9 protein-coding genes are annotated in these 13,400 nt (G+C 74.2%); 7 read left to right on the top strand and 2 right to left on the bottom strand.

The window, feature by feature from the left end; translation table 11 throughout:
- On the top strand, nucleotides 1-987 hold the full coding sequence (locus JOF54_RS18855) for a thiamine-phosphate kinase (RefSeq protein WP_210058646.1): 987 nt from the start codon (nucleotides 1-3) through the stop codon (nucleotides 985-987).
- 49 nt (nucleotides 988-1,036) lie between these two features.
- Nucleotides 1,037-3,715 (top strand): DNA translocase FtsK, encoded by a 2,679-nt coding sequence (locus JOF54_RS18860; RefSeq protein ID WP_210058655.1) that lies wholly within the window; start codon nucleotides 1,037-1,039, stop codon nucleotides 3,713-3,715.
- 107 nt (nucleotides 3,716-3,822) lie between these two features.
- On the opposite strand, the gene JOF54_RS18865 is transcribed toward JOF54_RS18860, so the two are convergent.
- Entirely contained in the window at nucleotides 3,823-6,357 is a 2,535-nt protein-coding gene (locus JOF54_RS18865) for a DEAD/DEAH box helicase (protein WP_210058657.1), read from the bottom strand.
- A gap of 33 nt (nucleotides 6,358-6,390) precedes the next feature.
- Nucleotides 6,391-7,872, bottom strand: a complete 1,482-nt coding sequence (locus JOF54_RS18870; RefSeq protein ID WP_210058659.1) for an RNA polymerase sigma factor sigma-70 region 4 domain-containing protein — start codon at nucleotides 7,870-7,872, stop codon at nucleotides 6,391-6,393.
- Between the two features lie 139 nt (nucleotides 7,873-8,011).
- On the opposite strand from JOF54_RS18870, the gene JOF54_RS18875 reads away from it, so the two are divergent.
- From JOF54_RS18875 to JOF54_RS18895, 5 genes are all read left to right on the top strand, one after another.
- The gene (locus tag JOF54_RS18875; protein WP_245358201.1) at nucleotides 8,012-9,061 is read left to right on the top strand and encodes a LacI family DNA-binding transcriptional regulator; all 1,050 of its coding nucleotides are present in this window, start codon (nucleotides 8,012-8,014) and stop codon (nucleotides 9,059-9,061) included.
- A gap of 82 nt (nucleotides 9,062-9,143) precedes the next feature.
- Nucleotides 9,144-10,445, top strand: coding sequence for an ABC transporter substrate-binding protein (locus JOF54_RS18880; protein ID WP_210058660.1), 1,302 nt, complete (start codon nucleotides 9,144-9,146; stop codon nucleotides 10,443-10,445).
- Between the two features lie 4 nt (nucleotides 10,446-10,449).
- Complete coding sequence (locus tag JOF54_RS18885) at nucleotides 10,450-11,409, top strand: carbohydrate ABC transporter permease (RefSeq protein WP_307804376.1); 960 nt, start codon at nucleotides 10,450-10,452, stop codon at nucleotides 11,407-11,409.
- Nucleotides 11,406-12,239 carry a carbohydrate ABC transporter permease gene (locus JOF54_RS18890; protein WP_245358203.1) on the top strand — a complete coding sequence of 278 codons (834 nt, stop codon included), beginning with the start codon at nucleotides 11,406-11,408 and terminating at the stop codon, nucleotides 12,237-12,239. Before JOF54_RS18885 ends, JOF54_RS18890 begins: the two co-directional genes overlap by 4 nt.
- A gap of 34 nt (nucleotides 12,240-12,273) precedes the next feature.
- On the top strand, nucleotides 12,274-13,383 hold the full coding sequence (locus JOF54_RS18895) for a glycoside hydrolase family 130 protein (protein ID WP_245358205.1): 1,110 nt from the start codon (nucleotides 12,274-12,276) through the stop codon (nucleotides 13,381-13,383).
- Nucleotides 13,384-13,400: the final 17 nt, after the last annotated feature.

Raw genomic sequence — 13,400 nt, forward strand, 5'->3', positions numbered from 1 at the left:
ATGACGGAGGTCGCCGGGCTCCCCGGCACGGCCACCCTCGCCGAGATCGGGGAGCGGGCCGTGATCGCCACCCTGACCGCCGACCTGCCGCCCGCCGCCGACGTGCTGGTGGGCCCCGGCGACGACGGCGCGGTGCTGGAGGTCGCAGGCCCGCTGGTCACCTCCCTCGACGTGCTGGTGCAGGACGTGCACTTCAAGCTCGGCTGGTCCGATCCCGCCGACATCGGCCGCAAGGCGGTCGCGGTCAACGTCGCCGATCTCGAGGCCATGGGCGCGCGGGCGACCGCCGTCGTCCTCGGCTTCTCCGCCCCGCCGCACCTGCAGCTGCGCTGGGTGCGCGAGCTGGCCGGCGGGCTGCGCGCCGAGTGCGCCGCCGCCGGGGTGAGCCTGGTCGGCGGTGACGTCACCCGCGCCCGCGACCTCACCCTCAGCGTCACCGTGCTGGGCGGCCTCGAGGGCCGGCCGCCGGTCCTGCGCAGCGGGGCCCGGGCCGGCGACGTCGTCGCCCTGCGCGGCCGGACGGGCTGGGCCGCCGCCGGGTTGGCCGTGCTGAGCCGCGGCTTCCGCTCCCCGCGCGCCGTCGTCGAGGCCCAGCGCGTCCCGCAGGTGCCCTACGGCCAAGGCGTCGTCGCCGCCCGCGCCGGGGCCACCGCCATGGTCGACGTCTCCGACGGCCTGCTGGCCGACCTCGGCCACGTGGCCCGGGCCTCCGGCGTCGTCGTCGACCTGCGCCAGGACGCCTTCGAGGTGCCCGAGCCCCTGCAGGCGGTCTCGGCGGCGACGGGGGCCGACCCCTACGACCTGCTGCTCACCGGCGGCGAGGACCACGCGCTGGCCGCGACGTTCCCGGCCGGTGCCGTCCCGGAGGGCTGGCGGGTGGTCGGGGAGGTGCGGGCGGCCGGTGAGGACGAGGGCGCCGGCGTCCTCGTCGACGGCCGCACCTGGGCCGCGACGGGCGGTTTCGACCACTTCGGCGGGGGCCGCTGACCGGCGTGTGAGCCCGCTCCGGCCGGAGCCGATCGCGTAGCCTGCCAGCATGGCGACCCGCGCGTCTTCCCCACCGCGGTCCCGTAGCACACCTGCTCCGAACGGATCAGGGACGCGACCGCGGTCGTCCGGAAGCAAGTCCAGCCCTGCCCCTCGGTCCTCGACCGCGACGCAGGCCCGTCCAGCCGCGCGCTCGGGGCGCTCGTCCGGTCCCGCTCCGCGCGGGCGCGGGTCGAGTGCCGCCCGGCCCCGCGGCAAGGCGGCACCGCCGCCGCGCCGGTCCTTCGCCGAGCAGGTGGCGCGCGGGCTCGGCGCCCTGTGGCTCGGGCTGGCGCACGCCCTCGGCGCGGGCGCCCGCCGGATCGGCACCAGCGCCCGCGACATGGACCCCGCGCTCCGCCGCGACGGCGCCGGGCTGTTCCTGGTCGCCGCGGCCGTCGTCGTCGCCGCCGAGTTCTGGTGGGGGCTGCCCGACCCGGTCGGCCACGTCGTCCACGTGGGCGTCGCCGGCGTCGTCGGCACCCTGGGCTACACCGCCCCGATCCTGCTGGCCCTGATGGCCTGGCGCACGCTGCGCCACCCCGACCGCAACGGACCGGGCGGCCGGCAGGCCGTCGGCTGGAGCGCCCTCCTGCTGGGGCTCCTGGGACTGGTCAACATCGCCCACGGGCTGCCGCGGACCGACGCCCCGGAGCTGCTGCGCGAGGCCGGCGGCATCGTCGGCTACATCTCCTCCAGCCTGCTCAGCGACCTGCTGAGCGTGTACGTCGCCGTCCCGCTGCTGGCGCTGCTGACCCTGTTCGGGGTGCTCGTCGTGGTCGGCATCCCCCTGCACGAGATCCCCGAGCGGGCCCGGTCCGCGCGCGCGGCGCTCTCGCGTCCCCCGTCGGTCATCGAGGGCGAGGTCGTCGAGGACCCGGAGTACGGCGTCGACGAGGCCTACGACACCCCCGTGGTGACCGAGAAGAAGGGCCGGCGTCGCCGCGCCCTGCCGGCCGCTGCCGAGCCCGAGCCGTTCGACGACGAGCGCGAGCCCGACGACGTCCACGACCACGCCGGCGCCACCGCGCTGGACCCCGACGCGCCCTTCGGGGGTGACGACACGGGCGACGACGAGCCGACCCGCGCCGTCCGCCGACCGGTCACCGCCGGCCTGCCGCCCGGGGTCACCGTGCACGGCGAGGACGACGAGAAGCCCGGCCTGGAGCCGCCGCCGCACACGCCGATCCCGCAGCGGGTCGAGCAGCTGCAGCTCTCGGGCGACGTGCAGTACATGCTCCCGGACTCCGAGGCCCTCAAGCAGGGCAGCGTGCACAAGGCGCGCACCGAGGCCTCCGACGCCGTCGTGCACCGGCTGACCGAGGTGCTGCGGCAGTTCGAGATCGACGCCCAGGTCACCGGCTACTCGCGCGGCCCGACGGTCACCCGCTACGAGGTCGAGCTGGGCCCGGCGGTCAAGGTCGAGAAGGTCACCGCGCTGAGCAAGAACATCGCCTACGCGGTGGCCAGCGCGGACGTCCGGATCCTGTCGCCGATCCCCGGCAAGTCCGCCATCGGCATCGAGATCCCCAACACCGACAAGGAGGTCGTCTCCCTGGGCGACGTCCTCCGCTCGGGCACGGCGCGCAACGACCACCACCCGATGACGGTGGGGCTGGGCAAGGACGTCGAGGGCGGGTTCGTCGTGGCCAACCTGGCCAAGACCCCGCACCTGCTGGTGGCCGGCGCCACCGGCTCGGGCAAGTCGAGCTTCGTGAACTCCATGATCACCTCGATCCTCATGCGGGCCACGCCGGACGAGGTCCGGATGCTGATGGTCGACCCCAAGCGGGTCGAGCTGACGGCCTACGAGGGCGTGCCGCACCTGGTGACGCCGATCATCACCAACGCCAAGAAGGCGGCGGAGGCCCTGCAGTGGGTCGTGCGCGAGATGGACATGCGCTACGACGACCTGGCCGCGTTCAACTTCCGCCACATCGACGACTTCAACAAGGCCGTCCGGGCCGGCAGCGTCAAGCCGCTGGACGGCTCCGAGCGGGTGCTCGCGCCCTACCCGTACCTGCTGGTGATCATCGACGAGCTCGCCGACCTCATGATGGTCGCGCCGCGCGACGTCGAGGACTCGATCGTCCGGATCACCCAGCTGGCCCGGGCCGCCGGCATCCACCTGGTGCTGGCCACGCAGCGGCCGAGCACCGACGTCGTCACCGGGCTGATCAAGGCCAACGTGCCCAGCCGGCTGGCGTTCTCGACGTCGTCGATGACCGACTCCCGCGTCATCCTCGACCAGCCGGGCGCGGAGAAGCTGGTCGGGCAGGGCGACGGGCTCTTCCTGCCGATGGGCTCGTCCAAGCCCATCCGCATCCAGGGCGCCTGGGTGACCGAGAACGAGGTCCGCCAGGTCGTCGCCCACGTCACCGAGCAGCTGAAGCCGACCTACCGGGAGGACGTCACCGCTCCCGCGGAGGCCAGCACCAAGGTGGCCGAGGACATCGGCGACGACCTCGACCTCGTGGTCCAGGCGGCCGAGCTGGTGGTCAACCTCCAGCTGGGGTCGACGTCGATGCTGCAGCGCAAGCTGCGTGTCGGCTTCGCCAAGGCCGGCCGGCTGATGGACATCATGGAGACCCGCGGCGTCGTCGGTCCCTCGGAGGGCTCCAAGCCCCGCGAGGTGCTGGTCAAGCCCGACGAGCTCGACGTCGTGCTGGACAACCTGCGGCTGGGCTGAGCCGACCACCGCTGCCCGAGCTGACCACCGCTGCCTGAGCCCGTCGAAGGCCCTTCGACAGGCTCAGGGCGCGGGAGTCAGGCTCAGGGCGCGGTGGTGGGCGGGGCTCACCAGCCGCCGAGCTGCCCGACCTCGGTGACCCGCACGACGGCGGTGCCCTCGGCGTCGCTGGCGGCGAGGTCGACCTCGGCGGTGAGGCCCCAGTCGTGGTCGCCCTCGGGGTCGTCGAGGATCTGCCGGACCACCCAGCGGCCGGGCTCCTCGGTGACCAGCAGCAGGCCGGGACCGCGGGCGGCGGCACCGGTCTGCACGCTCGTGTGCTCGGCGAAGTACGGCTCGAGCGCCTCCTGCCACCGCTCCGCCGGGAACGACTCGTCGAGCTCGCCCAGCGCCCACCAGTTCCGGCGCGCGACCAGCTCGACGCGGCGGAACAGGGCGTTGCGGACCAGCACCCGGAAGGCGCGGACGTTGGCCGTCACCGGCGGGGCCGCGCGGTCGACGGCGACCACCGACTGCACCTCGGCGGTGGGGCTGCGCAGCGACTCCCACTCCTCCAGCAGGCTGGAGTCGACCTGGCGGACCAGCTCGCCGAGCCAGGCGATGAGGTCGGCGACGGCGTCGGTCCGGGCCTCCTCGGGCACCGTCTGCCGCAGCGCCTTGAAGGCGTCGGCCAGGTAGCGCAGCACGATCCCCTCGGCGCGGGCCAGGCCGTAGAAGCTGACGTACTCGGTGAAGGTCATCGAGCGCTCGTAGAGGTCGCGGGCCACCGACTTCGGCGACGGCTCGGTGTCGAGCACCCAGGGATGGCTCTGCCCGAAGGCGGTGTAGGCGACGCGCAGCAGCTCCGCCAGCGGCTGGGCGTAGGTGACGTCCTCCAGCAGGACCATCCGCTCCTCGTACTCGAGACCGTCGGACTTCATCTCCGCCACCGCCTCGCCGCGCGCCTTGGAGCGCTGCGCGGTGAGCACCGGGCGGGGGTCGTCGAGGGTCGCCTCGAGCACCGAGAGCACGTCGAGGGCGTAGTCGTCGGAGTCGCGGTCCAGCAGGTCCAGGCAGGCCAGCGCGAAGGGGGACAGCGGCTGGTTGAGCGCGAAGTCCTGCTGCAGGTCGACGGTCAGCCGCGCCGTCCGGCCCTGCGCGTCCGGGGTGGGCAGCTGCTCGACGACGCCGGACTCCAGCAGCCCGCGGTAGATCTGCACGGCGCGGTGGACGTGGCGCCGGTTGCGCACCGGCGCCTCGTCGTTGTCGGTCAGCAGGTGCCGCATGGAGGCGTAGCAGTCGCCGGGCCGGTTGATGACGTTCAGCAGCATCGCGTGGCTGACCTTGAACGAGGACTCCAGCGGCTCCGGCTCGGCCTCGACCAGCCGCTCGAAGGTGGGCAGGCCGTAGCCGACCGTCCCCTCCGGCGGCTTCTTGCGCACCACCTTGCGGCGCTTCTTCGGGTCGTCGCCGGCCTTGGCCAGCGCCTTCTCGTTGGCCACCACGTGGTCGGGGGCCTGGACGACGACGGTGCCGGACGCGTCGTAGCCCGCCCGGCCCGCCCGGCCGCCGATCTGGTGGAACTCGCGCGCCGTCAGCAGCCTCGGCTTCACCCCGTCGTACTTGCTCAGCGAGGTGAGCAGCACCGTCCGGATCGGCACGTTGATGCCGACGCCCAGGGTGTCGGTGCCGCAGATGATCTTGAGCAGGCCCGCCTGGGCCAGCAGCTCCACGAGCCGGCGGTACTTGGGCAGCATCCCGGCGTGGTGGACGCCGATCCCGTTGCGGACCAGCCGGGACAGCGTCTTGCCGAAGCCGGCGGCGAAGCGGAAGCCGCCGATGAGGTCGGCGATCTGGTCCTTCTCCTCGCGGGTGGTCACCTTGAGGCTGTTGAGGGCCTGGGCCTGCTCGATGGCCGCGGCGCGGCTGAAGTGCACGACGTAGACGGGCGCCTGGTGGGTGGCGAGGCGCTCCTCGATGGTCTCCAGCAGCGTGCTCGTCACGTACTCGTGCTGCAGCGGGACCGGCCGCTCGGCGGAGGCGACGACGGCGGTGGGCCGACCGGTCCGGCGGGTGAGGTCGGCCTGGAAGCGGGCGACGTCGCCGAGGGTGGCCGACATCAGCAGGAACTGCGCGCGCGGCAGCTCCAGCAGCGGCACCTGCCAGGCCCAGCCGCGCTCGGGGTCGGCGTAGTAGTGGAACTCGTCCATCACGACGGTGGTGACGGAGGAGTCGGCGCCCTCGCGCAGCGCGAGGTTGGCCAGGATCTCCGCGGTGCAGCAGATGATCGGCGCGGAGGCGTTGACGCTGGCGTCGCCGGTCATCATCCCGACCCGGTCGACCCCGAACACCTCGACGGCGGCGAAGAACTTCTCCGAGACCAGCGCCTTGATGGGCGCGGTGTAGAACACCCGGCCGGTCGGGTCGCCGTCGCCCTCCCGGTGAGCCAGCGCGGCGAACTGCGCGGCGGTGGCGACCAGGCTCTTCCCGGAGCCGGTCGGGGTGGAGAGGATGACGTTGGCCCCCGAGACCAGCTCGATGACGGCCTCGGTCTGCGTGGGGTAGAGCTCGAGGCCCCGGTCGGCGGCCCAGCCGCTGAAGGTCTCGAACAGGGCGTCGGGGCCGGGGTCGGCGGGGACGAGGTCACTCAGCAGGGGCGGCATGGCCCCCCGATCCTCCCACCCGCCGGCCCGCGGTCAGCCGGGCACGGCCGCCCGGGCGTCGAACCAGGTGCTCCGGTCGGTCGGGCCGGACGCCACCCGGACCGCCCGCGCGACGCCCAGCAGCCGGGCGAGGCGCCGCTGCCGGGCCGGGGCCGAGCCGGCGTCGCCGTTGAAGTCGGCGACGCAGGCCTGCGGTCCGCCGAGGTCCCAGCAGACGGCCACGCTCTCGGCGTCCTCCTCGACCCGGGCGGTCGCGTCGCCCACCCGGACGGTGCGCCCGCCCGGCCGCGGGGTGCCCCCGATCGAGGAGCCGACGCTGACGTAGAGCGCGTTGGGCGACTCCTCCGTCTCGCCCGGCGGCAGGACCAGGACGGCCACCTGGCCGTCGAGGTCGTAGAGGCCGTGCACCTCCTCACCCGCCGGCAGCGCCCGGAGGTCGACGGGCAGCAGCACCGGCACCTCGGCCGGGACGACGGCGGCGGCCACGGCGAGCAGCTCGGCGTCGGTGCCCTCGGGGCTGCAGCTGAGCTCGAAGACGGTGCGCGGGCCGTCCCGCCACCACAGGCCGGCACCGCGGGAGCTGTCGGCGGCGAGGAAGCGACCCGGACGGGTGCCGACGCGGGTCGCCCGGCCCTCGGGCGTCGGGGCCGGCTCGGTGCTGCTGGTCGCGGTGACGTCGCAGGTCCGCGCCACTGCCCCGCCGCGGACCGCCGCCCGGTCGACCAGCTCGGCGGTGTCGCGGCCGGGGGTCAGGAAGCGGTTGAGCACCCGCACCTCCGCGTCCGGTCGGAGGTCGTAGCCGTAGACCCAGGTCCCGGCGGCCCGCGCGTACGGGTCGGGCCGCAGCACGCCGGGCAGCACCGTCGCCGCGGCGACCAGCGCGACGACGAGCACGCCCGCCAGCAGCCACCGGCCCCGGACCCGTCGCCGACGGGCCTCCAGCCCGCGCCGCGCCGTCTCGACCTGACCGCCGGTGGGCGGCTCGACGGCGGCGACCACCCGCTCGAGCTGGTGGCCGGGTGCCCCCACGGCATCGGTCGCGGTCGCCAGCGCCCGCGTCACGGACGGGCCGCTGCGCTCGGTCAGCCGGACGACGTCGGCCAGCGTCAGGCCCTCCACCTCCCGGAGCACCAGCACGGCGCGGGGGAGCGGGGCCAGCCCGTCGAGCCGCCGGCGGACGGCGTCGAGGTCCGGGTCGCCCTCCGCTGCCGGGCCCGGCCCGCCCGCCGGCGTGAGGTCGGGCTCGGTGGCCGGTCCGGCCGCCGGTGCGGGAGCGGACGGGCGGCGAGGTCCGCGGAGGAACGCGCGGACCAGGGCCGCGCGCCGGGCTGCGGCGCGCTCCTCCGCGGGGTCGACCACGAGTCCGGCGGCGTCCCCGGCGGGTCGCCGGCGCGGGCGGCGGTCGGCGGCCACCCGGGCTGCGGCCAGCAGCGCGGCGGCCCCGTCGGTGTCCCCGGCGAGCGCGCGCGCCAGCCGTCCCAGCCGGTCCGGCTCGGTCTCCGACAGCGCTCCCACCTCCCTGGCCGGCCCCAGGCTACGGGTCCGCCCCGACCCGCGGGCGCGCTCGGCGGTGGTCCTGGCCGGCGACCGCGGCCACCCGCCCTGGCGGGGTCCGGGCAGCGGGGTGTACGGTCCGTCTAAACCGGTTTAACCAATGCTCGCCGAGGAGCCCGTGGACGTCCGCCGCCCCACCATCGCCGACGTGGCGAAGCGGGCCGGCGTGAGCAAGGGCCTGGTCTCCTTCGTCTTCAACGACAAGCCCGGCGTGGCCGCGCCCACCCGGGAGCGGATCCTCGCCGCGGCCGCCGAGCTCGGCTGGCAGCCCGACCAGCTCGCCCGCTCGCTGTCCACCCAGCAGGCGGCCTCCCTGGGGCTGGTGGTCCGCCGTGACCCGACCGTGCTGGCCGCCGACCCGTTCTTCCCCGCGTTCATGGCGGGCGTGGAGACCGCCCTCACCGAGCGCGGTTGGGTCCTGGTGCTGAGCCTGGTCCCCGACGCCGACGCCGAGGCCGCCACCTACCGCTCGCTCGCCGCCCACCGCCGCGTGGACGGCGTGCTGCTCACCGACCTGCGCCGCGACGACGAGCGGCTCCCGCTGCTCGCCGGGCTCGGCCTGCCGGCGGTCTGCGTGGGCCGGCCCGACGCCCCGGCGGGCTTCCCCGTGGTCAACCTCGACGACGCCGCCGGGCTGCGCGCCGTCGTCGAGCACCTCGTCGGCCTCGGCCACCGGCGGATCGGCTACGTCGGCGGCGACGTGGGCATGCTGCACGGCCTGCGCCGCCGCGCCACCTTCCGCGCCGCCCTCGCCGGGCACGGGCTGGAGCCCGTCGGCCTGGTCGACACCGACTTCAGCGCGGCGGCGGGCGCGGCGGCGACGACCGCGCTGCTCGACGCCCCCGAGCGGCCGACGGCCCTGGTCTACGCCAGCGACCCGATGGCCGTGGCCGGGCTCGCCGTGCTGCAGCGCCGCGGCCTGCGGGTGCCTCAGGACTGCTCGGTGACCGGCTTCGACGGGATGGAGCTCGGCGCCCACCTGCACCCGGCCCTGACCACGGTCGGGGCCGACCCGCTGGCCTGGGGGCGTGCCGCCGCCGGCGTGCTCCTGCGGCTCCTCGACGACGGCCGGGCCGAGGACCTCGAGCTGCCCGCCGCCGCCCTCCTCGTCCGGTCCTCGACCGGACCGCCCCCCGACCCGCCGGCCTGACCGGCCCGCACCCCGCACCGCCCGCACCCCGCACGACCCGCACACCGACGCACCGCTCGACCGCACACCACAAGGAGATCTCGTGCCCCGACGCACCCACGTCCTCCGAGCCCTGGCCGGCCTCGCCGCCCTGGGGCTCGCCCTCACCGCCTGCGGCGGCGGGGGTGACGCGCCCTCGGTCAGCGAGGCGCAGACCAAGAAGGGCCCCATCACCATCTGGTACTCCAACAACGAGCAGGAGGTGGCCTGGGGCAAGTCGATGGTGCAGGCCTGGAACACCGCGCACCCCGACGAGCAGGTGGAGGGCCAGGAGATCCCGGCCGGCAAGAGCAGCGAGGAGGTCATCGGCGCGGCCATCACCGCCGGCACCGCGCCCTGCCTGGTCTTCAACACCGCGCCGTCCGCGGTCGGGCAGTTCCAGCGCCAGGGCGGGCTGGTGAACCTGGCCAGCTTCCCCGACGGCGCGTCCTACATCAGCGAGCGCAGCGGCGCGACGGCCGACCAGTACAAGGCGGCCGACGGCGGGTTCTACCAGCTGCCGTGGAAGTCCAACCCCGTGATGATCTTCTACAACAAGGAGCTGTTCGCGAAGGCCGGGCTGGACGCCGAGAAGCCCGAGCTGGCCACCTACGACCAGTTCCTGGCCGCCGCGAAGAAGATCAAGGACTCCGGCGCCGCCAACTACGCGATCTACCCGGCGCCGACCAGCGAGTTCTACCAGACCCAGTTCGACTTCATGCCGCTCTACGCCGCCGCCAGCGGGGGCAAGTCCCTGGTGGCCGACGGCAAGGCGACCTTCACCGACCAGGCCGGCATCGACGTCGCCACCTTCTGGCGGGACCTCTACGCCGGCGGCTACGCCGGCCAGGAGACCTACCAGGGCGACTCCTTCGCCGACGGCAAGGCGGCCATGGCCATCGTCGGCCCGTGGGCCGTCGCGGTCTACAAGGGCAAGGTCGAGTGGGGCTCGGTGCCCGTGCCCACCAAGGCCGGCACCGCGGCCGACCAGACCTACACGTTCAGCGACGCCAAGAACGTCGGCCTCTTCAGCGCCTGCCAGAACCAGGGCACCGCGTGGGAGGTGCTGAAGTTCGCCACCAGCACCGAGCAGGACCAGGCGCTGCTGGAGGAGACCGGGCAGATGCCGCTCCGCACCGACCTGCAGTCCGCCTTCCCGGACTACTTCGCGAAGAACCCGGCCTACCAGCAGTTCGGCAGCCAGGCCGCGCGCACCGTCGAGGTGCCGGCCGGCCCGAAGACCGTGGAGATGCTCCAGGACTTCCGCGACCAGTGGACCAAGGCCGTCATCACCGGCGACGGCGACGTGACGGCGGCGCTGCAGACCGCGGCCGACCAGATCAACGCCCTGGCCGGCGAGCGGTAGTCGGGTGACCGCTCTCGCCGACACCCGGCCCGGCGGCGCGACCGCCGGGTCGGGGGGCGGGCGGGCCCGCCCGGCCCGGCCGCTGCGCCGGGTCCTCGGCCGCCACCCGCTCGGGCTGCTGCTCAGCGCGCCCTACCTCGTCTTCGTCCTCGTCGTCTTCGCCTACCCGCTCGTCTTCGCCGGCTACATGTCCTTCCGCGACTACTTCTTCGCCGCACCCGGCGTCGACGTCGACCGGCCCTTCGTCGGTCTGGAGAACTACCGGACGCTGGTGGCCGACCCGGCCGTGCGCCGATCGTTCGTCAACGTCGGCATCTTCCTGGTCATCAACGTGCCGCTCACCGTCGTCGGCTCGCTGGTGCTGGCCGCGCTGCTCAACCGGGTGGTCCGGCTGCGGACCTTCCTGCGCGTGTCCTACTACCTGCCCTACATCGCCGCCAGCGTCGCGGTGGTGGCCGTCTGGCTGTTCCTGTTCAGCGGCGGCGGCATCGTCAACCGGGTGCTGGGTCCGCTGGCCCCCGACCCCACGTGGCTGATCAACTCCGCGTGGGCGATGCCCTCGATCGCGCTGTTCGTGACCTGGAAGCAGATGGGCTTCTACATCCTGCTGTACCTGGCCGCGCTGCAGAACGTGCCGGAGGAGCTCTACGAGTCCGCCGCCACCGACGGCGCCGGGCGGTTCCAGCAGTTCCTCAACGTCACCGTGCCCGGCGTCCGGCCGGCGACGGTGCTCGTCCTCCTGCTGTCCACCGTCACCGGGGCCAACCTGTTCACCGAGCCGTACCTGCTGACCGGCGGCGGCGGCCCCAACGGGTCGTCGGCCTCGCCGGTGCTGATCATGTACCAGGAGGGCATCGAGCAGGGCAAGCCCGGCTACGCCGCGGCGATCGGGATCGTGCTGGTGCTCGCCACCCTGGTGATCGCCCTGCTGCAGAACCGGTTCGCCGGGGAGAGGGACCGATGAGCCGTACCGCGACCGTCCTGCGGGGACTGGTGCTGGGGCTGGGCGCCCTGGTCTTCCTGTTCCCCTTCTACTACATGGTGATCGGCTCGCTGCAGCTGGCGCCCGACCAGTCCGTGGCCGGGGCGTTCCCGCACCCGGGCAACCTGACCGGCGCCAACTACGCCGCCATCGACAGCCGGATCAGCCTGTTCCGCGGGCTCGTGAACTCGGGGATCTTCACCGGCGGCGTCGTCGCCTGCACCGTGGTCTTCGCGGTGCTCGTCGGCTACGCGCTGGCGGTGCTGCAGTGGCGGGGCCGCGGGGCGACGTTCGCGCTGGCCCTGCTCGTGCAGGTCGTCCCGTTCCAGCTGCTGATCATCCCGCTGTACGTGCTGATCGCCCGCAACTACGGGCTGGCCGACAACTACCTCGGCATGATCCTGCCGTTCGCGATCAACTCCACCGCGGTGATCATCTTCCGGCAGTACTTCCTGCAGGTGCCCAAGGAGCTCTTCGAAGCGGCCCGGATCGACGGGGCGGGGGAGGTCGGGCTGCTCACCCGGGTGGCCCTGCCGCTCGTCCGGCCGGCCCTGGTCACCGTGGTCCTGCTGACGTTCATCGGCCCCTGGAACGAGTTCCTGTGGCCGTTCCTCATCACCAAGCGGGCGGACATGCAGCCGCTCGCCGTCTCGCTCGCCAACTACATCACCAACGTGGCCGCGACCGCGGCGAACCCGTTCGGCGCGGCCATGGCCGGCGCCGTCGTGCTCGCCGCCCCGCTGGTCGTGCTGTTCGTCGTCTTCCAGCGCTACTTCATCTCCACCGACCTCGGCTCCGGGGTCAAGGGATGAGCGCGCACCCGATCCCCCCGAGAGGCTCCACCCGATGACCCCCACCACCTCCCCGACGTCCGCTCCCGCCGTCGAGGCGGAGGGCTTCCCCTACCGGCTCACCCGGCTCGGCGTCGTGATGGCGCCCGAGGAGGGCAACGCGCACGAGGCCGAGGGCGTGCTGAACCCCGGCAGCGGCCGGACGCCCGACGGCCGCCTGCACCTGCTGCCCCGGCTGGTCGCCGCGGGCAACATCTCCCGGATCGGCCTGGCCGAGGTCGTCCTCACCGACGGCGTGCCCACCGGCGTCCGCCGCGACGGCGTCGTGCTGGAGCCCGACCGCAGCTGGGAGCGCGGGGCCGGCCACGGCGGCGTCGAGGACCCGCGGGTCACCTTCGTGGCCGCGCTGGGCGTGCACGTCATGACCTACGTCGCCTACGGCCCGCTGGGCCCGCGGACGGCCGTCGCCACCTCTCCCGACCTGCGCACCTGGACCCGCCTGGGTCCGGTGCTGTACGGCTACGACGACGCGCTGGACTGCGACCTCAACCTCTACCCCAACAAGGACACGGTCTTCTTCCCCGAACCCGTGACGGCACCGGACGGGACGCCGAGCCTGGCGGTCCTGCACCGGCCCATGTGGGACCTCGGCGAGATCGTGCCGGGGGAGAGCGACGCGCCGCCGACCGAGCTGCCCGACGACCGCGGCAGCATCTGGGTCGCCTTCGTCCCGCTCGCCGAGGCGCAGGCCGACCCGCGCGCGCTCGTGCACTGGCGCCAGCACCGCTTCGTCGCCGGTCCCGAGCACGGCTTCGAGGAGCTGAAGATCGGCGGGGGACCGGCGCCCTTCCGGGTCCCCGAGGGCTGGCTGCTGCTGCACCACGGCGTGACGGGTGAGCTCGTCCGGGCCTTCGCGCAGCAGAAGAAGGTCAACTACGCCGCCGGCGGGATGATCCTGCACGCCGACCGGCCCTGGGAGGTCGTGCTGCGCACCAGCACGCCGCTGCTCGAGGCCGTCACCGAGGAGGAGCGCTCGGGCATCGTCCCCAACGTCGTCTTCCCCACCGCCATCGAGACCGTGGAGGACGTCCCCTACGTCTTCTACGGGATGGCCGACTCCAAGATCGGCGTGGCCCGGCTCGACCGGACCGCCGACCCCTCCTGACCTCCCCGCCGCTGCCA

The organism is Microlunatus capsulatus, from assembly GCF_017876495.1.
GTDB classification, from domain to species: Bacteria; Actinomycetota; Actinomycetes; order Propionibacteriales; family Propionibacteriaceae; genus Microlunatus; species Microlunatus capsulatus.

What these genes read in the sequence shown, in the direction of transcription:
- JOF54_RS18855 (WP_210058646.1), top strand. Translation starts at nt 1, where the DNA reads ATGACGGAGGTCGCCGGGCTCCCCGGCACGGCCACCCTCGCCGAGATC.
- JOF54_RS18860 (WP_210058655.1), top strand. Translation starts at nt 1,037, where the DNA reads ATGGCGACCCGCGCGTCTTCCCCACCGCGGTCCCGTAGCACACCTGCT.
- JOF54_RS18865 (WP_210058657.1), bottom strand. Translation starts at nt 6,357, where the DNA reads ATGCCGCCCCTGCTGAGTGACCTCGTCCCCGCCGACCCCGGCCCCGAC.
- JOF54_RS18875 (WP_245358201.1), top strand. Translation starts at nt 8,012, where the DNA reads ATGCTCGCCGAGGAGCCCGTGGACGTCCGCCGCCCCACCATCGCCGAC.
- JOF54_RS18890 (WP_245358203.1), top strand. Translation starts at nt 11,406, where the DNA reads ATGAGCCGTACCGCGACCGTCCTGCGGGGACTGGTGCTGGGGCTGGGC.
- JOF54_RS18895 (WP_245358205.1), top strand. Translation starts at nt 12,274, where the DNA reads ATGACCCCCACCACCTCCCCGACGTCCGCTCCCGCCGTCGAGGCGGAG.